Annotated in this window: 19 protein-coding genes and 1 pseudogene; 10 read left to right on the top strand and 10 right to left on the bottom strand. The window is 56.6% G+C overall.

Annotated elements, in window-relative coordinates:
- Window positions 1-9: 9 nt before the first annotated feature.
- Complete coding sequence (locus tag ACP4CD_RS21050) at window positions 10-366, bottom strand: HesB/IscA family protein (RefSeq protein ID WP_064031129.1); 357 nt, start codon at window positions 364-366, stop codon at window positions 10-12.
- 196 nt (window positions 367-562) lie between these two features.
- On the opposite strand from ACP4CD_RS21050, the gene ACP4CD_RS21045 reads away from it, so the two are divergent.
- Both ACP4CD_RS21045 and ACP4CD_RS21040 read left to right on the top strand, forming a co-directional pair.
- Entirely contained in the window at window positions 563-841 is a 279-nt protein-coding gene (locus ACP4CD_RS21045) for a nitrogen fixation protein NifZ (RefSeq protein ID WP_064031155.1), read from the top strand.
- Window positions 842-994: 153 nt separating this feature from the next.
- A complete protein-coding gene (locus tag ACP4CD_RS21040) occupies window positions 995-2593 on the top strand; it encodes a SagB/ThcOx family dehydrogenase (protein WP_426992471.1) in 1599 nt (532 codons plus the stop codon).
- 592 nt (window positions 2594-3185) lie between these two features.
- On the opposite strand, the pseudogene ACP4CD_RS21035 reads toward ACP4CD_RS21040, so the two are convergent.
- The 3 genes and pseudogenes from ACP4CD_RS21035 to ACP4CD_RS21025 all read right to left on the bottom strand — a co-directional run bounded on the left by ACP4CD_RS21035 (window position 3186) and on the right by ACP4CD_RS21025 (window position 6516).
- Window positions 3186-4540: pseudogene (locus ACP4CD_RS21035) on the bottom strand (IS1182 family transposase).
- A gap of 94 nt (window positions 4541-4634) precedes the next feature.
- Window positions 4635-5879, bottom strand: a complete 1245-nt coding sequence (locus ACP4CD_RS21030) for a sensor histidine kinase (RefSeq protein ID WP_426992470.1) — start codon at window positions 5877-5879, stop codon at window positions 4635-4637.
- Window positions 5872-6516, bottom strand: coding sequence for a response regulator transcription factor (locus ACP4CD_RS21025; protein WP_313730657.1), 645 nt, complete (start codon window positions 6514-6516; stop codon window positions 5872-5874). The genes ACP4CD_RS21030 and ACP4CD_RS21025 overlap by 8 nt, the downstream gene beginning before the upstream one ends.
- A gap of 286 nt (window positions 6517-6802) precedes the next feature.
- Between ACP4CD_RS21025 and ACP4CD_RS21020 the strand changes: the two genes are divergently transcribed.
- Both ACP4CD_RS21020 and ACP4CD_RS21015 read left to right on the top strand, forming a co-directional pair.
- On the top strand, window positions 6803-7741 hold the full coding sequence (locus ACP4CD_RS21020) for a PEP-CTERM sorting domain-containing protein (protein ID WP_281021354.1): 939 nt from the start codon (window positions 6803-6805) through the stop codon (window positions 7739-7741).
- Between the two features lie 157 nt (window positions 7742-7898).
- Entirely contained in the window at window positions 7899-8618 is a 720-nt protein-coding gene (locus tag ACP4CD_RS21015) for a hypothetical protein (RefSeq protein WP_426992468.1), read from the top strand.
- 305 nt (window positions 8619-8923) lie between these two features.
- Here ACP4CD_RS21015 and ACP4CD_RS21010 read toward each other — a convergent pair whose 3' ends face one another.
- The 3 genes from ACP4CD_RS21010 to ACP4CD_RS21000 all read right to left on the bottom strand — a co-directional run bounded on the left by ACP4CD_RS21010 (window position 8924) and on the right by ACP4CD_RS21000 (window position 12178).
- Window positions 8924-9331, bottom strand: a complete 408-nt coding sequence (locus tag ACP4CD_RS21010) for a hypothetical protein (protein ID WP_426992467.1) — start codon at window positions 9329-9331, stop codon at window positions 8924-8926.
- Between the two features lie 376 nt (window positions 9332-9707).
- On the bottom strand, window positions 9708-11525 hold the full coding sequence (locus ACP4CD_RS21005) for an ATP-binding response regulator (protein WP_426992465.1): 1818 nt from the start codon (window positions 11523-11525) through the stop codon (window positions 9708-9710).
- Window positions 11525-12178 carry a LuxR C-terminal-related transcriptional regulator gene (locus ACP4CD_RS21000; RefSeq protein WP_071156053.1) on the bottom strand — a complete coding sequence of 218 codons (654 nt, stop codon included), beginning with the start codon at window positions 12176-12178 and terminating at the stop codon, window positions 11525-11527. The genes ACP4CD_RS21005 and ACP4CD_RS21000 overlap by 1 nt, the downstream gene beginning before the upstream one ends.
- Window positions 12179-12629: 451 nt before the next feature.
- On the opposite strand from ACP4CD_RS21000, the gene ACP4CD_RS20995 reads away from it, so the two are divergent.
- On the top strand, window positions 12630-13043 hold the full coding sequence (locus ACP4CD_RS20995) for a hypothetical protein (protein WP_426992464.1): 414 nt from the start codon (window positions 12630-12632) through the stop codon (window positions 13041-13043).
- A gap of 500 nt (window positions 13044-13543) precedes the next feature.
- Complete coding sequence (locus ACP4CD_RS20990; RefSeq protein ID WP_426992462.1) at window positions 13544-13858, top strand: hypothetical protein; 315 nt, start codon at window positions 13544-13546, stop codon at window positions 13856-13858.
- Between the two features lie 32 nt (window positions 13859-13890).
- Here the strand turns inward: ACP4CD_RS20990 and ACP4CD_RS20985 are convergent, their stop codons facing one another.
- Complete coding sequence (locus ACP4CD_RS20985) at window positions 13891-14526, bottom strand: DUF998 domain-containing protein (protein ID WP_064031120.1); 636 nt, start codon at window positions 14524-14526, stop codon at window positions 13891-13893.
- A 306-nt stretch (window positions 14527-14832) separates the two neighbouring features.
- Window positions 14833-15225, bottom strand: coding sequence for a hypothetical protein (locus tag ACP4CD_RS20980; RefSeq protein WP_426992460.1), 393 nt, complete (start codon window positions 15223-15225; stop codon window positions 14833-14835).
- Window positions 15226-15575: 350 nt separating this feature from the next.
- Here ACP4CD_RS20980 and ACP4CD_RS20975 point away from each other — a divergent pair, with 350 nt between their 5' ends.
- From ACP4CD_RS20975 to ACP4CD_RS20960, 4 genes are all read left to right on the top strand, one after another.
- A complete protein-coding gene (locus ACP4CD_RS20975) occupies window positions 15576-16286 on the top strand; it encodes a DUF1566 domain-containing protein (protein ID WP_426992458.1) in 711 nt (236 codons plus the stop codon).
- Window positions 16287-16346: 60 nt separating this feature from the next.
- Window positions 16347-16925 carry a hypothetical protein gene (locus ACP4CD_RS20970; RefSeq protein WP_426992456.1) on the top strand — a complete coding sequence of 193 codons (579 nt, stop codon included), beginning with the start codon at window positions 16347-16349 and terminating at the stop codon, window positions 16923-16925.
- 1075 nt (window positions 16926-18000) lie between these two features.
- Window positions 18001-20649, top strand: coding sequence for a dockerin type I domain-containing protein (locus ACP4CD_RS20965; protein WP_426992454.1), 2649 nt, complete (start codon window positions 18001-18003; stop codon window positions 20647-20649).
- 42 nt (window positions 20650-20691) lie between these two features.
- Window positions 20692-21267 carry a hypothetical protein gene (locus tag ACP4CD_RS20960; protein ID WP_426992452.1) on the top strand — a complete coding sequence of 192 codons (576 nt, stop codon included), beginning with the start codon at window positions 20692-20694 and terminating at the stop codon, window positions 21265-21267.
- A gap of 224 nt (window positions 21268-21491) precedes the next feature.
- Here the strand turns inward: ACP4CD_RS20960 and ACP4CD_RS20955 are convergent, their stop codons facing one another.
- Window positions 21492-22526, bottom strand: a complete 1035-nt coding sequence (locus ACP4CD_RS20955; protein WP_426992450.1) for a PDDEXK nuclease domain-containing protein — start codon at window positions 22524-22526, stop codon at window positions 21492-21494.
- Window positions 22527-22678: the final 152 nt, after the last annotated feature.

Below are 22678 nucleotides of genomic sequence, written 5' to 3'. Positions count from 1 at the left end.
CTCGCAAACTTAAGAACAGGATTTAGGAGCACCGCCGTTGTCGCCGGTAGTGAACGACGAACCGCAGGCGCAGCTCTTCACTGCGTTGGGATTGGTAAACTTGAACCCGGAGCCTTCCAGGCTATCGACGAAATCGATCGACATGCCGTCCAGTTTTGGAAAGCTGAGTGGATCGACAAACACTTTGACTTCGCCGCAATCGATAATACTGTCATCGGGATTTTCCTTGGCTTCCAATCGCAAGCCGTAAGACAAACCGGAACAACCGCCATCGGTAACTTCGATGCGCAGTCCGCCGGTCGGCTTGTCGGAACTGCTGATAAAACGACCCACGGCCTTAATTGCGCTTTCTGTTAATGTAATCATGTTCTTGAGTCTCCTGAGAACGGTTTGGCATTGATCTTGTAACTCGTTAATGCAACCAGCATGCCATGCCCGCCAATTTCGGCAAAAAGGCTGATTTTGCTGGATAGCAGGCCGCCGAAAACCTCGATTCGGCGAGCCGTTTCGCAACAATGCCGGCCTATTTGTCGGCTTTGCTACAAACAAGATTGGAGAAAAAATGAACGTAGAAGATTTGGATTTGGGCGACGTGGTTTATGCGGCTCATAGCATCATAGACGACGGCAGCATGCCGGAAGGCGAGGAAGGCGCGGTCCTGGCCGAAGCCGGCGCTCGCGGCGTGATCGTCATGAAGGGCCACGTCGAGGAAGACCCGTCGCTGACCGTTTTTCTGGTGCGCTTCGAGGACCAGGAAATGAATTTGGGCCGCCCGATAGGCTGCTGGAGCGAAGACTTGGTCGTGCCGGAATCGGAGGCCGAAGCGGTCACCCATCACTGAACCGCAACCATTCCATATCGTACCGGCGAATGAAATACATCGGCGTAGCAGCGGTTCCGGCCGCGATTGACGGCGTTCCGACACCGGATTGGCGATTCCGCGCCGCATGACTTTCATCGCCACTCGTTAACCGAACCGAGCCCTTACCGCCCCATGCCCAACGCCACCGCCGTCATTGCGTACCACAACCGCACCAAACACCAACTCAACGCCTACGCCAAAGGCCCGGAGTCGCTGGACTGGGACGACCAGCCCAGCCCGTTTCGGCGTTTTGCCGATTGCGATATCGTCAAACTACCGTTACCCGGCGCTGAGTTGGCGTGCCGCTTTGCTGAGTTGGACCGCCCCGAAGCCATAGCCCCTCGGCCCGTCTCACTGGAAAATGTCGGACTATTGATGGAACTGGCCTTCGGCTTGTCGGCCTGGAAACAATTCGGCCCGGACCGCTGGTCGTTGCGCTGCAATCCGTCCAGCGGCAACCTACACCCGACCGAAGCCTATCTGATCAGCACCGACCCCGAGCTGCTAGGCCCCGGCGTCTACCACTACGTCAGCCACGACCACGCGCTGGAACGGCGGGCGGCGTTTAGCGCGGACGGTTGCGAGCCGGCGCTGTACCTGGGCTTGTCGTCCATCCATTGGCGGGAAGCCTGGAAATACGGCGAACGTGCCTTCCGCTACTGCCAACACGACATCGGCCATGCGCTAGCGGCGCTGAGCTACGCGGCCGCCGGGCTGGGCTGGCGCGTGGAATTGCTGAGCGAATGCGGCGACGCCGACATCGCCGCTTGGTTGGGCCTGGATCGGGCCGACGACTTCGTCGCCAACGAGCGCGAGGCGGCCGACCTGTTTTGTCGCATTCACGCCGACGCGCGAAGCACGGCCGATTTCGATCCGGCCGCTTTGTCGGGTTGCCTGCAAACGGCGGAGTGGTTCGGCAAAACCGGGCGCTTGAGCGGCCGGCATTTCTATCGCTGGCCGGTGATCGACGAAGTCGCCGAACACGCGCTGAAACCGCCGACGCCGGCCGAGCGGCAAACCTGGCCGGCCGCCGAGCTACCCGCGCCCAGCCGTGACGATTCGGCCAGCCGGCTGATTCGGGGCCGCCGCAGCGCCCAACACTTTAACGGCAAATCGGCGCCGCTGCCGCTCGCCGATTTTTACCGCATCCTCGCCGCACTGCTGCCCGGCGCCAAACCGCCGTTCACGGCCTGGAACTGGCCAGCGCAAGTGCAATTGTTCTTCTTCGTGCATCGGGTGGACGGCCTGGAACCCGGACTGTACTGTCTGCCGCGCGCCGGCGAACTGGATGCGCTGAAACAAGTTTGCTCCGCCGACTACGTTTGGCAGCGCGTCGAAGCGCCGTTCGAGTTTTACTTGCTGACCGCCGGCAACGTCCGCCAAGCCGCGAAAACCCTATCCTGCCACCAACCGATTGCCAGCGACAGCGCCTTCAGCCTGGGCATGCTGGCCCGCTTCGCCGCCAACGTCAACGCCGAAGCCTGGCGCTACCGGCGGTTGTTTTGGGAATGCGGCCTGCTCGGCCAGATTTTATATCTGGAAGCCGAAGCCGCCGGCGTGCGCGGCACCGGCATCGGCTGCTTCTTCGACGACGCCGTGCATGGCGTTCTGGGCTTGCAAAACGACGTTTGGCAAAGCCTCTACCACTTCACCGTCGGCGAACCACTGGACGACAACCGCCTGCAAACCTTTCCGGCGTATGCGCATTTGAGTGATCCGGGGGCGCCTTAGAACCAAAACCTAACGATTGGCGCGGTTCGCCTACCGGATTGAGCGCCGGCAAAATCGCGGCGTCGTTTGATGGAACCGTCCCAATCGAACACCGACAAAGTCGCGGCAATTACACCGTAATTGCCCACGTTTGGCTTAACGCTATTTAAAGTCCACCCAACCACAAACCCTTTTGCGGTAGGACAAATCGTGACGAACCTTTATCGCCGAGGCACGCGGGTCAACCCACTATTCTGACGGCGGAGGGCGACGCGCATAGCACACCCAATATCCTGCAATTTCCGGAATCGAGGCCGCACCATTCGGGCGACACACTACGCCGACGACAGAACCCGCGACGCTGCCCAGCCACAGGTAATATCCGTGGAATGTCTGCGGCTCGGCCTGACGCAACCAGTTCGGTAGGCTGAATTTACCTTGACTGATCTTACCGCTAGGAGCCTGTCGGACTTAACTTACCAGCACTTCTGTTGTCATCCAGCTCAGCGAAGACGGCGGTCGAAGGAAGGATTTGCCACTGGTTAGGCGAGCGTTTTGGCGTTGGATTCCGATAACGCCAATCGAGCCTTTTGCTGGCCAATCGTTTCGACCATTAGACGACCCTCGCCAAGATATGCATCCGTTTCAAGTTGAAGGCCATGGCCACCAGTTTCCACTCACCGGTGACCGCATCCAGACCGCGTAAGGAGAATTGGCGAAAGCCGAGTACCTGTTTGATGATCCCGAACACGGGTTCCACCGTGCATTTGCGCTTGGCATAACGGGCTTTGCCTTCGCGGGTTTTCAAGTACCAAGCCATCTTTTCCAGCGGATCGTCGCCAGTCGGTTCCGGCGCATCCGGGGCTAAACGTTCCGCCAACGGCCGATGATGACTGTCACGGCCCATGGCGATTAAAGGTTCGATCCGGTTTCGTTCGCAAGCCTGGACGTTGGCGGCACTGAAGTAGCCGGTGTCCGCCAGTAGGGCTTCGGCTTGGCCCAAGGCGTCGGGCAGTTTTTTCAGTTCGGCCAGCATCGGCTCAACTTGTTGTTTGTCGTTGGTCTGCTGCGTGACCGTGGTGGCCACGATCAGCATCGTATCGACATCGACGGCGGCCTGACTGTTGTAGCCTTGCACAAAGCCTTCGTGACTCGGCAGGATGCGCGATTCCTCGTCGGTCAGGTTGATTTGATCGTCGGGCTTGGGGCCGGCTACCGGCGCCTTGGGTTCCGGGCCTCGCGGCTTTTGGCCAGCTTGCCGCTGGGCTTCCCGGCGGGACACCTTGTCCTCGTATGCCTGTTCGGCTTGCGCGTCGCGCGGTTTGGCCCGCTCGGCGATCTTGGCTTTCGCTTCACGCAAGGCTTTCAGCCGGTCTTCCCGCCGCGCCAATTCGTCCGGCAGATCAAGGCCGTCCCGGTCGTCCACCGCGTCGGTTTCGTCGGCCTTTTGCAGTAAGGCCTGAACTTCGTCTCGTAGCTGTGCTTCGAGCTTTTCGATATGGCTGTGGGACAAGGCCTTGTGCTTGGAGGCATTCGCTTTGAGCTTGGTGCCGTCCAACGCGATTTGCCCCAGCTTCACCAACTTCATCGCTTGCGCCAGACTCAGCACTTGGACGAACAGGTCTTCCAACTCGACCAGGAACGTCTTGCGGAAGTGAGCCAGGGTATCGTGATCGGGATGGGTATCACCAGACAAGAAACGAAACGCCACCGAATCGTAGGTGGCTCGTTCGATCTTCCGGCTGGAAAACACGCCGGTGGCGTACCCATAGACCAGCAGTGCCAATAATATCGCCGGATGGTGCGCCGCCGAACCCCGACCTTGATAGCGGCTCGTCAACCGGCTTAAATCCAACTGCTCGATGACTTCGACGACAAAACGCGCCAAGTGATCCTCCGGCAACCATTCGTCCACCGAGGGGGTAATAGATAGATTTGATGGCGGTTGACAGGAATGAATCGACTCATCAAGGGCTCTCCCGGTTGCTGGTTCTTTCTATACCACCTATTTTATCTAACCAAGTTACCGAATGGACTATTGGCTTTTAAGTCCGACAGGCTCCTAGTATCTCAAAACAGGTAGCAACAACCTGAGACATGTCCCACGTCCAAGCGCGCTATCGATCTTAAATTCACCCCCTAAATATTCCGCACGCCGATTCTGGTTGCGTAATCCACGCCCCAATGAGACGGTATTTAAATCGAATCCACAGCCATTGTCTTCAATATGAATTTCGACATGATCTTCCGAAGCGCGGGTGGCCAATCGAACGTGATCGGCGCGAGCATGCTTAAGCACATTGGCTAACGCTTCTTGCACCAACCGCAGTACATGCAGCGCATCGGGCGGTTCCAGCCAGGGCAGTTCCGGTAAATCATGGATGTCCCAGTCCAACGTGAGGCCGGCATCTGTCAGGCGCGGCCCCAAGCGATAACGGACCGTCGCTAGCAAAGTAACCAGATCATGCTCCATCGGCTCCAGTGAATCGATCACCAAGCGCAGGTCATCCACACAGCCACGCAAGGCTTCAATGACGGATGATTGCGGCAGATTGTCACGTTCAATAGCGCAGAGGGTAGCCAGTAACGTCGAGCCTAAGCCATCGTGCATGTCATACATCAAACGTTGTCGCTCCAACAACAAGGCGTTTTCACGCTCGACAGTCACCAATTGCTTCTGTTGTTGGGTCAATGCTTCGTTAAGATCCCTGGCAAGATGGCGCTCGGTCATGGTGGTATGGATAGCCGCTTGCACCCGCAAACCATATAAAAGAACCAAGCTTATTACGACCAGGAAATAACCCGCATAGATCAACTCGCTACGGAAGGCTAGCGCCGAGGTGTTTAGCAACATAACCGGAAGCACTGCGCAAATCAGCATCTTTCGTGTGCAGGGCGAATTGACCACACAAAACACCAGCATCAAATTGAAAAGACTGACGTAAGCAAATACTGTCGGTATTGGAGGAGACAACAGCCAAGGCAGCGAACCCCAGACTACGCCGCTAACCGTGATCGAAAACAACAGCCACGGCATATAGCGAGGAATCGCCTTAACTAAGGATTCCTCGGTTTCCATCTTCCAAGACACAAACGATTGCGCTAAATAGTTACCAAAGGCGGCTACACACCAAACCAATTGAAGATGTCTGGGCCAGTACTCGCCCCAAACATACAGCACGGCCATGGTCAGCAGCGATACTGCCAGTAAAGACATGCGCCAGTGCGCCAAAAACAACGCCACTGCATCGACACGGGTTCGCTCTCTAAGGCTTTCCTCTAAACCACCCGAATTCGACTCAATCACGCAACAGCCCCAACTTGCGGGCTTCATAAATCGCTTCGCTCTTGCTGTGGACCTGTAATTTCAGATAGATGCGTTTGACGTAAGTGCCGACTGTGTTGCCGGACAACTGCATCAAGCCGGCAATCTCTTCGTAGCTATAGCCCTTGCTGCTCATTTCCAATACTGTGCGCTCCTGAGCCGACAAGCGCTGCGCCTCCAAGGATTCACCATTGTTGTTCTGAAAGCGTTTGATCAACAACTGGCGGGCTATCGCCGGGCTAATCGGGCTGCCGCCCTGATACAAGGCCCGAATCTGTTCGACAATATCCAAGCTACTCGCACCTTTCAGCAAATAGCCCGTGGCACCGGCCTCGATACATTGCAGCACATGGCGTTCATCGCCAAACACGGTGATCACCATCACATCGCAGCGTGGCAAAAACTGCCGGGCCCAGCGGATCAATTCGATGCCGCTACCGCTGGGCAGGCCAATATCAACCAACAGCACGTCGGGTTTAGTCTGCTCCAGCAGGCGACGTCCCTCCGACAAATCGTCGGCAACGCCCGCCAAACGCAAATCGGCGGCACTAGCAATGGCATCAGCAAACGTCGCGCGGAATTGCGGGTCGTCTTCGACGATAAGAACAGAATGACTCATGGTTTGAGTCTATCACCCAACAGCATCCCAGGTGATCGTTTCCCAGGTAAAACATTACGATTTGTCCCGTCTTCACGGGACAGGACTGGCTAGACAAAGAGGCTTGTAAGCAGAAGAATGTGTCCGTGTTCACAACGCAAAGGTTTTTCGTTGTGTGTATTGCAGAGAACCTCGTGATCTCGCGCCGGTAAGGCGAAAATCAGCGGGTCTTAAATTACCCATAAACCCCAGTTCGTCGATTGCGTTCAGCTGGGATATTTTTGTAAAAAACGCCCAAGGGGGCAATATGCAAAGCAAAGCCATACTCTTCAATTCAATGCTGCTCGCCGCGCTGAGCTGCTCCGCTATATCCGCGGCTCATGCCGGTTATGCTGCAATAGGTTTTGAGGCTTCAGCTGAAAATTATATCTATGAAGGTCCCACTCACACCTATATCACTAACAGTGTTCAGACGCCTGGCAATTGGGGCGATGTAGCCAATGGCTACTATGATACCGGTGACGTGGTGGGTGAAAGAGGCAACCACGCGGGGGTCAGTGGCTCCATCTACACGAATGTCGTGCCGACAATATCGCTGCAAGGCTATGCGGTTTCGGCTGCTAACGGACCTCATCATTGGGACTATGAGGAAAGATTAACCGCTAGTTTCTCGGGCTCAGGCACAATCGAGTATCTTGTCAACGTCACTGGTCCAGGTGGCTATGTTCCTTTTTTTGTCTCAGGTACGACATACGGCCATAAGACCAGTGGTGTTGGCTTTGGCGGAGAGATTAAGAGTTATCTCGACTTGCAAGATGTTAAGGCAAATGGGGTTTTCGATTCACAGGCCGATGCGGCGACTTCTACTTATACCCACTATCGCGCATCAACCGGAGATTATAACTACCATGCCAATTTCGGGAATGAGTTTGGCAAAAACAATGACGATAGCTTCTCGACTTCGTTTGTTTACGAGATTTATGTCCAGGCGAATACGACTTTCAAGTCGTTGATGACGGCCAGCGTCCAAGGGTTTGCCGGAGAAGGTGAGGGTCAAGCGTCGGTTTATATGGATCCCTACTTCTACATCGACCCGGTCTGGCTGCAAGCCCATCCTGGGTACAGCTTGCAAACTGAAGCGGGATTCGGCAATTCAGCAGCAGTACCCGTACCCGGTGCAATCTGGCTGTTCGGTTCCGGCTTGCTTGGGTTAATCAGTTTGAAGCGTCGGCAAAACATCAGTTGAAGTTGTTCTTTTCAGCGCTGAAGGTTATCCGTCTGACCATACTTGCCAGGCTGATAATCACAGTTCAGCTTTTTAAATTCCCATTTTGTTGCATTCGCCTTCGGCAATTGCCGCATTGCCTTCTATATCGCTGAGCCTTTTAAGAGACATATCGACCATGAAATTATCCCTAATTCTAGCGACGCTTGCGCTTACCACCGCAACGGCGGGCAGCTATGCCAGTTCCGTAACAGTAACGGCGAACTTTACCCAATTCACGATGGGCGGCTTCGCCAGTGCAGCCGCGACCTTCAACAATCAACTGTCGGTCAATGGCACACCGATTGATGTTTGCGGAGGCGATCCCACGTGTGCGGGTGCTATTAATAACCCCTCGAGCATCACTGTAGGCCTATCCGGAAATTCAGTCACTTTTGGATACGACCCAAACCGGTTTCCGACAGCGCGCATGAATGAGTTTTCCTTCAGCGGTAGCCCGATGGAGGTGGCTGGCCTTGGTCCTGAAAACTCCTTCAAACTGGGCAGCATAACTTACACCAATGGTATGTTCTATTCATTGGCATTTCTGGACTTTACCCTGACCACCCATTCCAATGACGCTGCCTTGGACAATCACATGTTCAATGGTCGTATCCGCCTAGATACCAATCAATCTCTTACTTTTCCCGCCGATCCAATGGTGGAGGCCGATTACTTTACCGTGGGTCAACCAGGGGGAGGTACGTTTACTACCATGGGTAGCGTACGGGTATACGATTACGGCTACTGCCCCGACGGTATCGGGCCAAATTGCAATACGGGTTCCGTTGACTTAATCGGACACATCAATTCGCTTGACCTGGACAAGTTTGCCAATCCTGCCGGCGGCGCTTTTTAAATGCCAGTACCACCTCGACGCTGACACCGGTGCCGATACCGCCGGCCGGAATACTCCTTGGCTCCAGCTTATTTGGCCTGTCGAGAATCAGAAAAAGCCGTACTCGGATTTAGTCCTTATTTCACAAACGACGGATATTTTGAAATCGGAAGCCCCCAGCTGAAGCGACTACGACTGACACCCCATGAATTTTCGAGCTTCGACGCAAGCATGCTTTCATGTCGTTAGGCGAATGATTACGCCACCCCTTGCCGGCCCCGCATGTCGGCCGCCGTCGCAATTTCAATAGCGTAAAGCCCGCACCATCAAACCCGCTCGTCCAACCCGCCCGGCAACGGCATGCCGTCGATGCGTTTCAGTTTGGTCAGTACCGATTCCAGAAAATCGGTATTGGTGCCTCGGCTTTTGTCGAAGGCGATGGCGCCTTCGATTTGGCCGAGATAATCGATCTTGACGTCGGCCTGGGCTTGGGGTTCGGTATTTGCGAACAGGTTGCCGTGCATCATCGGCACGATGTCCAGCAAGCCATCTACTCCGGCCTTGATTAGCGAGTTGATTTCGTTCAGCGACACATTGTGCAGATCGACCGTGCGCGCGGTACTGTCCACCGCCGACGTTGCGCCCGCTTCGCGGCTGGTTGCGATGGCCGGCCGGCTGTTGCCGGTTTGGGCGGCATAGGCGGCAAGGGTTTGCCCGATCGCGGCAATGTTCATAGTGAGCTCCTGTTAATGGGTTTGCGGATCGTCCGGTCTGACGCGAATGTTGGCTGGACGGCAGCCGGCGCTTGGAAATCCGTCAGCCAATTGCATGCCACTTTCCCAGAGCAAGCTGCCCAACAACGGCAATTCCGCGCGGCACCAAGCCGCGAACCGGGAATAGCGGAGATCATGCCGTCAGCGCCAGCCCGGCAATATCCGTCGCCGTCGTCATCGCACTTCAAGTTTGGGTTTTTATCCCCTCACCCTGCCCTCTCCCGCGAGGAGAGGGTTCTGTTTCGACTTTTACGACGGCCTCCACCGGGAGAGGGGCTTTTACGACACGCTCCGGTGGGCGAGGGAGCGGACGCGCCGAAATTTGAAATGCGCAAGGCTATTCGGCGTCTACCGCGTCGGCCGCCGGCAGCCAGCGGCTCAACAAGGCGTACAGTGCCTCGGGATCGACCGGTTTATGCAACACGACATAACCTTCCAGGTCGGCTTGATGCAGCGCCGGGGAGTCGAATTCGCCGCTAATCATCGCCCCGACAGCGGCCGGGCAACGTTCCAGCAAGGCTTGCAGCAGTTCGAAACCGCTTTCGCCGGAGCGCAAGCGCTGGTCGCAAAAAATCACCCGCGGTTCGAAGCCGCCGGCCAGCGCGGCGAAGGCCTCGCCGCCGGACCCGACGCAGACGGTTTCCACGCCCCACGCCGCCAACATGGCTTGCCAGGCGCCGCGTACTTGCGGCTCGTCGTCCAACACCAGGCAGCGTCCGTTCAAGGCCCCGCCCCGCCCCGCCGGCGAAAAATCGCGGTCGCGGGTCGCCGCGCGCCGTTCGACGATGTCGGCGCTCGGCAATTGCAACCAAAACCGCGAGCCCTTGCCTTCCCGCGAACTCAAGCCTTGACTGGCCCCCATCAGATCGGCGCACCTTGCCACCACCGCCAACCCCAGGCCGTGGCCGGCGTTGTCAATGCGCCAAGCGTGCTCGGGCCGGAAGAACGGCGAAAAGATGCGTTGGCGGTCGTCCTCGGCAATGCCCACGCCGGTATCCCACACTTCCACTCGCCAGCCGCCGCCGCGTCGGCGCGCCGCCAGCAACACGCCGCCGTGTTGGGTGTAACGCAGCGCGTTCTGCATCAGATTAATCATGGATTGGCGTAACAAAGTCGAGTCGGCGCGCACCAGCGCGTTACCGGCACCTACGCGCACCCGCAATTGGATGTCGCGGGCATGGGCTTCCTCGCGAAACAGGGTGGCAACGTCGTTCATCATCGGTTCCAGCGCCACGGTTTGCAGATTGACCGGTTGGGCGCCCAGTTCGATGCGCGACAGGTCCAGTAGCGAATTGAACATCTGCGTCACCGATTGCACGCTCTGTTTGAGGTCTTGCAAGGCCGGACTGAGCAGCAAATCCCGGTTGCGACGAGAGATGGATTCGATCAAGAACCCCATCGCATGTACCGGCTGGCGCAGATCGTGGCTGGCGGTGGTCAAAAACTGGTTTTTGGCCCGTAGCGCTTCCTCGGCCTGCTCCATGGCCAAACGGTAACTTTCCGCGAGTCTGGCGCTATCTTCCTCCAGTTTGATCTGTTGCAAGAAAAAGCCGTGGGCAATCGACGAATGGCGGTGTATCGACAATACGTAGCTGAGGCATAGGGGTAGCGTCAACGGCCAGTGCTCGGGAAAGGTCCACGGCGTCAGCAGCGTACAAACGCCCCAACTGGCGGCGAAGAAGCGTTTGAAGGCGCTGAATACCGGCGATTGATGGGTAGCGTTGGCCGCCATCACCGCCGCCAAGCTCATGTACAGCGTCAACGCGAATTCGAACGGCACCCGGCCGGCGACGACCAACACCAATGCGGTCAACCCGAAGCCGTGCAGCAGCGCCGTCCTCAGGACTACCGGCAACCATTCGGCCACCGCGAGCGCCGGATCGAGTTGCGCGCGATCGCGCAGATATTGGCGATGCAGCCGCCGAACCGCGACCACGGCAATCGAGTAGGATGCGGTCCACATCAACAAACCCCAGGGGTTCCGGTCCAGTTGGTATTTCCAGTAAGCGAAGGGCAAACCGACGAAAGGAATAATGGTAATGCTGTAGACCAAGCGGTTTAAGGTCATATCCAACAAGCGCGCCTGACCGTCGGGGCTGATGTCTGCAAAACGTAAAGGGTCGGCGGCAGTTGAATCAGAGAGTGCCGACTTCATTACGAACCTTCCAGTTTTCTGCCGCGCAGCATGGTAATCACCTCGATCCGATTGCGGGCACCCAGCCGCTCCAGAATACCGGTGACGTGCTCTTTGACGGTTTGTTCGGACAAGGACAGGTTCAAGGCAATGCGTTTGTTGGGCAAGCCCTTCAACATCATCGCCAGTACCTGGCCTTGACGGGCGGTCAGACCCAGCTCGGCGGCGGTGACCGGCAGCTCCTTGAGCGGCTGATTGATACCGGTCGCGGCAAATGGACCGGTGTGAAACCAAGTGTCGCCCCGCAGCAACGCGGCCACGGCGCGGCCGAAAATATCCGGCGCTTCCTGCTTGTGCAGAAAACCGTCGGCACCGGCTTCGCGCACCTTGCCCGACACGGCCGAATTGTCGTCCGCGCTGATGGCCAGCAAACGCGTCGCTGGGCATTGCCGTTTCATTTGCACGAGTAAGGGTAGCGACGCACCTTCCGGCAGCCAAAAATCCACCACGGCCAACGACGGCGGCTGGGCGGTATCGAGAACTTCCCAAAACTCGGCGATGCTGGACACCGGCCGCGCCTGACCAAAGCCGCAATGCGATAGCAAAAAATCGGCGATGCCGCTCGCCAACAGCGGGTGGTCGTCGATAACCAACGCGCTTGCCGAATTTGTCACATTCAATTCTCCCCAATGGTCGACAGTCTCGTTCGGCATTCTCCGCCGAACAAGGCTGTCGCTAAAACATGCAAAATGATTACATCTTAACAATAGCCGGCGTGTCCCAACACCCTACTCCGGTAGGGTTCCGCCGCCACGCCGCGCTTCCGATAATGTCGCCCACTCATGTAGTCGATAGCCTGGTTTTCGGGTATCCGCATCCGTTCAAGACGGCTGTTTGGCGGAAGTTTTTTGACCTTGCTGTTTTATAAAACAATTAATTAGAGCAGCTAATACCGAAGGTACGACAAGTGACGAATTTTATAAGACATTCGATGCCGTATGCATCACTAAGGCCTATCGATTAAAAGGGGGCGCGGTGAAACCTTGCTTTCTATCGTTATCGGTTGTTGTTTTAACGATTAGTTGGATCTGCTTTAGGTTTTCACGCCAATGACAAGGCTAATTCATGAAAAATGTTATGACAACAATTGCCGCGTCCATGCTCTGTTCATGTGGTTTTATGACGCCGGCCAAGCAATATGCGGGCGACAGTCTGGGACCAGACGAGATTGCGGTAATCCAAAGTGTTGTGGGCTCCCCGTTTGCCGATGCTTATCATACGACCATCATCGGCTATTCGAAGATTGAACCCAACGGCTCCGGCGAACGGAAGGAATTTGGCTGGCCGGGTTTTACGGACTACCCCAGCGAAATTCATCTCCTGCCTGGAGAGTATGAAATTCAAGTCTATTGCTTTAAAGGGTTTTCGAGTCGTAGACCCAAGAAAACGCTGGTCCTACAAGCAGGTCGAATCTACCGGCTCAAATGCGATGTCCGAAACGATCAGGCACTCGTCACTGTGAGCTTGCAAGTCAACTAACCCGCTAGGGTGGTCGGTGGTCACGCAACATTTAACGCGATCTACGATTCTTGCTCAGTCGAAACCCATTTTCCGAGACCAACGCGCTGTTCCGCTTGACGTTACAAGACCGACGATAGCCGGCTCCGATGGTTGAAACAGCGCGGCGCAGGTTTGCCTCATGCCTGATCGTGTCTCTGTTGATACATCTTGGGCTAGCGTCGGCGTTGACCGATATATTTCGACCGAGGAAACCGACGGACCGGTTGCCGGATCGCTTGGCAGTGCTATCAGTGGAATTCAAGATCCTACATTTAGCGGAAAATGGCAGGGACAATCAGTCGCCGCCAAGCTTACCTGCTAAGACGGTGGGAGGCAGATCAAGGGCTCAACCCAAGCCTGCGCCGATTTTGACGGCCTCGCCACGGCAAGCGATTAACGTTGCACCGCGGACCGCTACGTCAGCGAATCCCGCACATCCGGAGCCTCCCAAACTCGACCTATCCAAGGTACTGAACGATATGCGCCAAGTCGTCCGAGAATCGGCGGAGCATTATGGAGAACAGAAATTCGATCGCCGCAAATTGGCAGTTAACCCGGAAAATCTTCACGCTCCGGATAGCGGGCCTAAGGACGTAATAGAGACTTATACGCTTCCCAATGGTTACCAGCGCCGATGCGCCGTCACTGCGGACGGCAAAAAGCAATGTATGAGTAAAGAAGCGGATGACGACGGCATTTGGAACGCTAAGATTTATGTACCGGACTCGCTGCCGTCCGACGGCAAATCCGTCGAGTTTGCTCGACGTCTACAGCAGGCTGTCGGAAAACATTAGCGCTGTCGCTCGGCTTGATGAAAACTGATGACTTAGGGTCGCATCGTAATTTCGATTCGGCCGATGTAGGCTTCGGCCAATTGCACGGCGCTCGCTAACGCGAGCCAGCCGAACAACACGCCTTCGGCAACGCGTTGGATCAGTCCCCTGTAGTCCGCCAGACAGGGGATGGCAAGCGACACCAGAACCGTCAGTACCAGTGCGCCGGAAATCTTCAAAGGGATTGCGATGCGGGAGCCCGGAATGCGCCCAAACAGCAGCAAAGCCAAACCGCCTCCCAGGTATTCAAGCGCACCGAATAGGTTATGAATTTGCTGGCGCCAGGAGCCGATCAGCGGGGAGCCGGGATCGCACGGGAATAGCGCGCAGAATACATAAGCCGTTCCCACCCAGGAAAATGCCAGTAATCCTTCGCGTAGACTGGGGTACTGCTCGAGCATGCGGTACTGGCAGACCAGTGCTAGCCATTGCATCAAGCCCACCGGCAGGAAAAGTCCGTAATTGATTTGGTCCGCCAATGGCGTTCCGAACGCAGCCAATTCGCTGACTGTCTGGCGCGCGGCGTCGTAGTTGGGTAGCGTTTGGGCATAGTGCCAGTTTCCCCAAGCCAACAGGCCCGAGGATGCCAGTCCCAACCAGCCGGCATGGCTACTAAGTGGCAGTTTCATTTGTCTGGGCTACCCCTGTCGGCAGATCGGATGGCAATAGCCGGCTTAGCAGAGCATACGAAGCCACCGGGTCCGACCGCTTGTGCAACACCAGATAACCCTGCTGCTCGGCTTGGGCCAGGGTCGGCGAATCGAACTCGCCGCCGATCATGGCCCCGACGGCGCCCCGCCCGACCCAAACCGTGGCCGGCATTGTCTATCCGCCAGGCCGATTCGGGGCGGAAGAATGGCGAATAGAAGCGTTGCCGGTCGTCTTCGCCGACTCCGACTCCGACTCCGACTCCGACTCCGATGTCGGGCATTACTTCAGCATTTGCCGGCAGCTCGTAGTAATGCATTACAGTTTGCATTGTTGGTTTTTCCGATGTCGCTCGATCCCCGAGTAAAATCCGTACACATGGCGTCCGCCCCGCTTGCCATCCCCCACGTCGCGAATTTACCGAGCCCCGACGGCTCCAAAATTTCGCATTTAAAGGTGGCCCCATCGTTCGTTTTAACGGTGTACTGCATACCGTTATAACCAGTGGGCGCTTCCGTTGCCTGTGAATTAGTGATCGTGAAGTTGCCAATTTCACGGCCGATCGCCATTGATATTTTGCTCTCGGCTTTGTTGCCTCCTTGGGCGGGAGCGTTATTTGCCGTGGTTGCGCAGCCGGAAAGTACCAACAACAGCGTTACCGTCAGAAGTTTTTCTACCATTTTTGCTCTCCAACGCTCCGAGTTACAAAAAACGCAAGGCATCGGAGCGTGAAGATATGCCTAACGTCGAGTTGCGGTATCAAGCCGCCAAACTAAGCATTCGGTGGGTTATTGCCACATGAGTCGATTGCCGACACTGGCTGATTTTCTGCAGTTGGCGGGACTCATTCAGACCGGTTCAAAACATGCAAAATAATTACATCTTAACAAACCGCCTGGTTGGCATGACACCCTACTCCGGTAGGGTTCCCAGCCTGTATCTGTCTTCCGATAATGTGCCCAGCCTTGGAGCCGTTAGTCCGGTTACCGAGTATCGGCATCTGTTCGAGAACAGCCTTTTGGAGAAAACGATGAAACGTATAATTTTACGCGCGGCCTTGTCTGCGCTCGGCACGCTGGCAGTCGGCAGCGCGCAAGCCCAGTTGTTCGACCGGGGCGGCGGCCTGATCTACGACAGCGAGCAAAACGTCACTTGGCTGGCGGACGCCAACTACGCCAAAACCAGCGGCTACGACGCCGAAGGCAAAATGAGTTGGCAAAACGCCGTGGCCTGGGTGGATGGCTTGACCTTCTTCGACGACGTACGCGGCGCGAGTTACGACGATTGGCGCCTGCCGACCTTCAACGACCTGGGCGTGCCCGGTTGCGACTATGGATACAGCGGTAGCGATTGCGGATTCAACGTCTCCACGGCCAGCTCGGAACTCGCGCATCTGTTCTACGGCGATTTCGCTAACAAAGGCGCCCTCGATTCGCATGGCGGACCGCAGTCCGGCTACGGCCTCGTCGACGATCCGGCCACGGCCGACGACGAAAGCCTGTTCAGCCATCTGCAATCCTTTGGCTATTGGCTAGGCACCAGTTACGGTGGTGACGCCAGTAAAGCCTGGTATCTGAGCACCGCGACCGGCATGCAAAATTACATCAGCAAAGGCACCAATTATTACGTCTGGGCGGTGCGCGACGGCGACGTCGCCGCGCCGGTGCCATTGCCGGGCGCGGTCTGGCTGTTCGGTAGTGCGCTTATGGGCTTGATATACGCGAAACGTCGCGGCGTATAACTTGATTTTTAATCCGGCGGGCGGCTTTTGTAGGCCGCTTGTTACTTTCGAGGAAATCTTATGAAATTGAAACAAATGGCCGGGGTTTGGGTTATGGCCTTATTAAGCGTATCGGAGGTTTATGCCTCGCAAACCGTGCTCACCTTTGAAAACTTGAACGATTGGGATTTGGTTGACGGTTACGGCGGCATTTCCGGATGGCAAGCCGGCGGAAGCTTGCGAGATTATTCCATTTACCCGTCCCATCAGCCGGACATGGGGGATCGTTATTTCGCGGTTTCTTACGGCGGCGCGGAGCTGAGTTTCGACTCGGCGCCGGTGGTATTCGAGGGCGTGCATTATAATTTTGTCGGCTTCGACAGTCATGTCAGCTACGACCTGTATTACCAAAACCAACTGGTTTATAGCGCACCGCTGGTTCCGGAAAATCAGCCGCCGGAAGTTTATTGGTTGGCATCTGGCTACGCTGGGCTAATCGATAAAATCTATTTTCACGGGACGTCGGACGGCGTCGTCGTCGACAACCTGACCTACTCGACCACGGCCCCGGTACCGCTACCCGGCGCGGCTTGGCTGTTCGCAAGCGCCTTGGCCGGCGTCGCGGTCCGCCAGCCGCGTCGGCAAACGCGGTGGAAATAAAATGCGTGCGGTCAAACCCGCGGCCTAGGCAATCATTCCACCGGTCCCGCGCGATAAAGCCGTGCGCCGCCGGTTAGCTCTGAGTTAGACTCCGCATCTATCTCTGATTGCCGCGGCCGCCGCTGATGAAACTCCTTAAACTTCTACTCGCGATAACCGTCGGCGCCGGTGCCTATAATCACTGGCTGCGGCACCGGCAAGATAGTCCCCCTGGGAGTTCCGAAACGCTCGCAAACGTATCCAGCGCGTTTGTGGAGTTACCCGCGATCAGCGGTCAGAGTCCGTCCTCGGTTATTGTGGTCGCGGCCGAACACTGCCCGCATGCGGATGCGCGGCGCGCCGATCGCCTTGCGGAGGACTTGTCTCGAAATGGCGTGCCGGTGGTCCGAACGCACTCGGTAAACTTTGACATACCCAACGGCGGACAGGCCGATCTGGACAAAATCGACCAAGTGATGACCGGTCCGCTCCCAGTCGTCTTTGTCCACGGCCGAGCGAAGGCAAACCCAACGCTAGACGAGGTACTTTCAGAATTCAGAAGCTCGGAACAGTGACTGCCTCGGCATTAGAAAGATTCGACATCAAGCCAGCCGTCAACTATTTCTTGCGGCCAAATAATCAAGGTGAAATTCTCGCTTAATCGCGATCGGTGACCGCGTGTTCAATGGGCATGTCTGCCTGTTCAGCGAAGAAGCTTGGCTGTTTACATGGCGATGCCGAGTGTTGGTATAAGAACGCCGCGCACGCAAACGGCAACGTTGCCTATCTCTATTAGACCGCACCCGGTCTAATGCTAACGCTCGACTGTTAAAACGACAACACTGCCTGTTCCAACAGCCCCTACCGCGACGTATTGCGGCGATGGCGAGAAAGTTCCCTAATAAGCACAAAGTTTATGTGATTTTAATCATAAATTAATTTTAAGTTAATTATTAAATGCTAATGTTCAGCCGGGAACTTTTCCGGTTCCGCCGTTCGTCACGACTCGCGTTGCGATCTTAGAATCCAAGCCAGAAGACAGGAAGCCTCGCGCGAGTACTCGTCACCGATTATTGAAGGTAATAGGTTGAACACCATGAGAAAAACCGGTTTTCTGATTCTGCTGACCAGCCTTTTGGGCTTGATGAGCCACCAAAGCCAGGCCGCCAATGCGGTTTTGTTGGGCTGGAATAATCTTGGCATGCACTGCATGGATTCGCGCTACGCCGAATTCGCCATCCTGCCGCCTTACAACACCATCGAAGCGCAATTGATCGTCGGCGGCAAATTGATGAAGGCCAGCACGGTACCGAACGCCGCCGATTACACGCTGAGTTATCAGGCCATCGTCGATCCGGTCAGCGGCGTGATGAACAGCACCTCCAGCGGTAAGAGCGATTGGGAAACCTACGCGCCCACGCTGTTTCCGGTTTTGAAAACGTTCAATCCGGCCTACACCGCCGACATGGGCTTGGCCGGCTGCAACATGCCGGGGATCGATAGCCCTTACGTGCTGAATAGCGCGCAGCCGATGAGCTTTCAACCGGCCAACTCGCCGGAAAATACCTACCAGGCCGAAGGCGTGCCGATCACGCCCACCGACGATCAGGGCAACAAAAACACCTATCCGTTGATGCGTTTGGTCGCCAGGGATGCCAACAACGCCGTGGTCGCGCAAACCGACATCGTGTTGCCGGTCTCCGACGAAATGAGCTGCAAAACCTGCCACGCCGCCAATACTAACGACAAGGCCAAACCAGCCGGCGGTTGGATCAGCGATGCCAACCTGGAGCGCGAATACCGCCTGAACATACTCAAACTGCACGACGACACCGAATTCGCCGAGCATGCCGCGCTGTACAACGAAGCCTTGGCGGCCAAAGGCCTAGACCCGGCCGGCTTGTACGCCGCCGCGACCACCGACCAAGACCCGGCGACGCCGGGCGTACAAGTCAAACCGATGTTGTGCGCGGCTTGCCATTCTTCCGAAGCGCTGGGCGCCCCCAGCTTCAGCGGCAACAACGGCACCGTGCCGGCGCTAACCCAATCGGTGCACGCCACCCATGCCACCGTCACCGCGCCAGGCAGTTCGCTGACCTTGGATAGCTCCGACAATCGCGCGGCCTGCTACGACTGCCATCCGGGCTCCAAAACCCGCTGCTTGCGCGGCGCGATGGGTAGCGCGGTCGCCGCCGACGGCAGCATGGAAATGCAATGTCAAAGCTGCCACGGCAACATGAGCAAGGTCGGCGACAGCCATCGCACCGGCTGGCTCGACGAGCCCACTTGCCAAAGCTGCCATACCGGCACCGCCACCAACAACAACGGCAAAATCCGTTACAGCTCGGTGTTCAACAATCCGCTGACCTACGACAGCCAACGGGTCGCGGTCAACCAAACCTTCGCCACCAACGCCGATACGCCGGCCCCCGGATTGTCGCTGTACCGCTTTTCCAAAGGCCACGGCGGCCTGCAATGCTCGGCTTGCCACGGCTCGACCCACGCCGAATTCCCGTCGTCGCACCAAAACGACAATATCCGCAACGAGCAACTGCAAGGCCATGCCGGCGTAACGGTGGAGTGCAAAACCTGTCACACCGCCGGTGTCCCGAGTACCACCGACGGCGGACCGCACGGTCTGCACCCGATCGACCAAAACTGGGTGGGCCGGCACGGCGACGCGGCCGAGCGCTCCGGTACCGCCGGCTGTAAAGGCTGCCACGGCAGCGACCTACGCGGCACCGAGTTGTCGCGCGTTCAGGGCGACCGCTCGTTCAACGTCGAAGATTTAGGCACAGTCAAATTCTATCGGGGTGGCACGGTCGGCTGTTATTCCTGCCACCGAGGCCCTAGCAGCGAGAGCATGAACACGGCGGCCTATCCGATCACCGCCGACGTTTCGGCCAGCACCGCCGCCGGCACACCGGTCAATTTGACCTTGCCGGTCACCGGCACCGGCGTGACGATGCGCATCCTGAAGCAGCCGCAACACGGCACGGTCGGCTTGAACAATGCGGTCGCCACCTACTTCCCGGAAGAAGGCTTCAGTGGCACCGACAGCTTCTTGTTCGCCGGCTACGACGGCGCCAAAAACACCGTGACCAGCACCGGCAACAAGGGCGCGGTTCCGGCCACGGCGACCATTACCGTCAATGCCGCGTGTTCTTATAGCCTGCAACCCGGCAGCCAAGCCGCCGCCAATAGTGCCGGCAGCTTCAGCGCGACGCTAACCACCGGCGCGAATTGCGTCTGGCAATTGCAAAGCGACGCCGCTTGGCTGAACGTGACGTCACCGACCAGCGGCAGCGGTCCGGCGACGATTCAATACAACGTCGCGGTCAATCCGGCGCTCAACACCCGTATCGGCAACCTGACGGTATTGGGCGGCAGCAATCAAAACGCCGCCCAGTTAGCGGTTACTCAAGCGGCCGGCACCGATGGCGATGGCGACGGCGTAGTCGATGCGGTGGACAACTGCACCGCGCTCGCCAACGCCACGCAATTGGATAGCAACGGCGATCACTTCGGCAACCTCTGCGATGCCGATTTGAACAACGATTGCAAAACCAACTCGCTGGACTTGGGCTTGTTCAAAAGCGTTTACGGTAACGCCGCCGGCAATGCCGACTTGAAGGCCGCGGCCGACATGAACGGCGACGGCAACGTTAACTCGCTGGATCTGGGCTTGTTCAAACGCATCTACGGCAAAGCGCCGGGACCTTCCGCGCAAGCGACTTGCCCGTAAGCACGCCAAACTGAACATCAACTTTAATTGGGAGTTAAATCCATGAAAATAAAAACCTTGCCCGCCGCATTCACCCTGCTGGGCGCGCTCTGTTTCGGCGAAGGCCAGGCCGCGTTAGCCAACCACGTGTTCTTCGATCCAAGCAGCCTGGATGTCAATCTGGGGGATACCTTCAGCTTGGTGTTGAAAGGCGAAGCCTTTAGCGGCGGACTGGACGGCGGTTCGGTGGATCTGAGCTTCGACAGCGCCATCCTGCAAGCCGATTCGGTGGTGGTGAATGCCACGTTGTGGAGCTTCATCAATCAACCCGGCACGATCGACAACAACGCCGGGAAGATCGAGTTTACCGATTTCAGCCAATTCGGCGCCAATTTGAGCAGCGGCTCGTTCGACATCGCCACCTTCACCTTTGTGGCTATCGGTAGCGGCTCGAGCGCGATTAATCTGTCGGTGAACAATCAAGACCCCTTCGGCTCGGCCGGCAACGTCATCACCCCGGATTTCAGCAACGCGCTGATTAACGTCAGCGGAATTTCCAACGTACCGCTGCCCGCTTCGGCATGGTTGATGTTCAGCGCGATGGCGGGCTTTATGACGCTCAAGCGCCAACGAAAATAAGCGAACGCAAGCCCCCAATAAAGCCGGCGGACCGAGCTTCCAGCCACAGCATCCCGAACCACGCGAAGCGATTTCGGGATGTGATGAAGCCACGTTTTAAAATGTTTGAATCATCTGTACATGCCCTTCGCGGAGGTAGTCGCCCACGGATACCTCGCAGGGCTATAACCGCCTGTTCCTTTTTCCGAGTATGGACATTTGATCGAACTTAGTTCGCACGGGGTTTAATGCTCAACCAACTCCCGTTCTATTTGCTCAATGCTCGGCAAACTGGTTTGCAATTCGGCTGGCAAAGCTTCAACTAATTGATACTCCGCCACGCCGATCGGCTTGTTGGTATCGCGCAAAGCGTATTCGGCCACGACCCGGTTTTTGGTCTTACACAACAGTAAACCGATGGTTGGGCCGTCGTGCTCTGATTTAAGTTGCGAATCTACCGCCGTCAGGTAAAAACTCAATTGCCCCGTGTGTTCCGGCTTGAAAGCACCCGTCTTGAGCTCCACCACCACATAGCAGCGCAACTTCAGGTGATAAAACAACAAGTCGATGAAGAAATCGTCGCCGCCCACTTCCAGATGATACTGCCGGCCGACAAAGGCAAAGCCAGCGCCAAGTTCGATCAGAAAACGGGTGATATGCTGAACTAGCGCGCTTTCGATCTCCCGCTCGTCGGCTTCCTGGCCGATGCCGAGGAAATCGAACAAATAGGGATCTTTCAAGGATTCGCGGGCCAGATCCGAATGGGGCTTTGGCAAATTGGCTTCGAAATTAGTGACCGCGTTGCCTTCCCGTTCCAACAAACGGGTTTCGATGTGGATGTTCAACACGTTGCGCGACCAAGCATATTCGATAGCCCGCTCGGCGTAGCGCTTACGGTTTTCGGCGTCTTTTAGTTTGCTGAGTAACACCAAGTTGTGGCCCCAGGGTAATTGTCCAACAAGCTGTTGGACAATTTCGACGTCAGGCCAAGCTTCCGCGAAAGCGCGCATGTACATCAAATTGGCGCGCGAAAAGCCTTTCATATCCGGAAACGAGGTGCGCAAATCGTGCGATAGCCGTTCGATTACCTTGGCGCCCCAGCCTTGTTGCGCTTGCCGCTCCAATATGTCGCGACCGATTTGCCAATACAGCAAGACTAATTCGCGATTGACGGATAAGGCCGCGCGTTGCTGAGCGGAATGAATGCGGGTTTTGAGTTCGGTTAGCCAGTCGGTGTAGCCGGTGGGTGTATCGAACAAGGAAATGAAATCTGGAGTCATTCCTCCTCCCTATGGTAAATTGGAGCTTTACCACGTTCATTCAGAAACATATCTGATAGCCATAGCAGTAGGATATCTTGTAACGCGCTCTGCCAACACCGCTCGTAACTTGTAAAGTCAAAGTCTACAAAACCAAATAGTATCCTTGAGCA

Source organism: Methylomonas stagni (genome assembly GCF_050154735.1).
In the GTDB taxonomy this organism is placed as follows: Bacteria; Pseudomonadota; Gammaproteobacteria; order Methylococcales; family Methylomonadaceae; genus Methylomonas; species Methylomonas koyamae_A.
Note: the sequence above shows the minus strand (reverse complement) of the source record. Positions and strands in the feature narration are given on the sequence as shown.

Bases quoted from the DNA above. Each gene is read 5' to 3' on its own strand.
- ACP4CD_RS21050 (WP_064031129.1), bottom strand. From the start codon at position 366: ATGATTACATTAACAGAAAGCGCAATTAAGGCCGTGGGTCGTTTTATC.
- ACP4CD_RS21045 (WP_064031155.1), top strand. From the start codon at position 563: ATGAACGTAGAAGATTTGGATTTGGGCGACGTGGTTTATGCGGCTCAT.
- ACP4CD_RS21040 (WP_426992471.1), top strand. From the start codon at position 995: ATGCCCAACGCCACCGCCGTCATTGCGTACCACAACCGCACCAAACAC.
- ACP4CD_RS21025 (WP_313730657.1), bottom strand. From the start codon at position 6,516: ATGAGTCATTCTGTTCTTATCGTCGAAGACGACCCGCAATTCCGCGCG.
- ACP4CD_RS21020 (WP_281021354.1), top strand. From the start codon at position 6,803: ATGCAAAGCAAAGCCATACTCTTCAATTCAATGCTGCTCGCCGCGCTG.
- ACP4CD_RS21015 (WP_426992468.1), top strand. From the start codon at position 7,899: ATGAAATTATCCCTAATTCTAGCGACGCTTGCGCTTACCACCGCAACG.
- ACP4CD_RS21010 (WP_426992467.1), bottom strand. From the start codon at position 9,331: ATGAACATTGCCGCGATCGGGCAAACCCTTGCCGCCTATGCCGCCCAA.
- ACP4CD_RS21005 (WP_426992465.1), bottom strand. From the start codon at position 11,525: ATGAAGTCGGCACTCTCTGATTCAACTGCCGCCGACCCTTTACGTTTT.
- ACP4CD_RS20995 (WP_426992464.1), top strand. From the start codon at position 12,630: ATGAAAAATGTTATGACAACAATTGCCGCGTCCATGCTCTGTTCATGT.
- ACP4CD_RS20990 (WP_426992462.1), top strand. From the start codon at position 13,544: ATGCGCCAAGTCGTCCGAGAATCGGCGGAGCATTATGGAGAACAGAAA.
- ACP4CD_RS20985 (WP_064031120.1), bottom strand. From the start codon at position 14,526: ATGAAACTGCCACTTAGTAGCCATGCCGGCTGGTTGGGACTGGCATCC.
- ACP4CD_RS20980 (WP_426992460.1), bottom strand. From the start codon at position 15,225: ATGGTAGAAAAACTTCTGACGGTAACGCTGTTGTTGGTACTTTCCGGC.
- ACP4CD_RS20975 (WP_426992458.1), top strand. From the start codon at position 15,576: ATGAAACGTATAATTTTACGCGCGGCCTTGTCTGCGCTCGGCACGCTG.
- ACP4CD_RS20970 (WP_426992456.1), top strand. From the start codon at position 16,347: ATGAAATTGAAACAAATGGCCGGGGTTTGGGTTATGGCCTTATTAAGC.
- ACP4CD_RS20965 (WP_426992454.1), top strand. From the start codon at position 18,001: ATGAGAAAAACCGGTTTTCTGATTCTGCTGACCAGCCTTTTGGGCTTG.
- ACP4CD_RS20960 (WP_426992452.1), top strand. From the start codon at position 20,692: ATGAAAATAAAAACCTTGCCCGCCGCATTCACCCTGCTGGGCGCGCTC.
- ACP4CD_RS20955 (WP_426992450.1), bottom strand. From the start codon at position 22,526: ATGACTCCAGATTTCATTTCCTTGTTCGATACACCCACCGGCTACACC.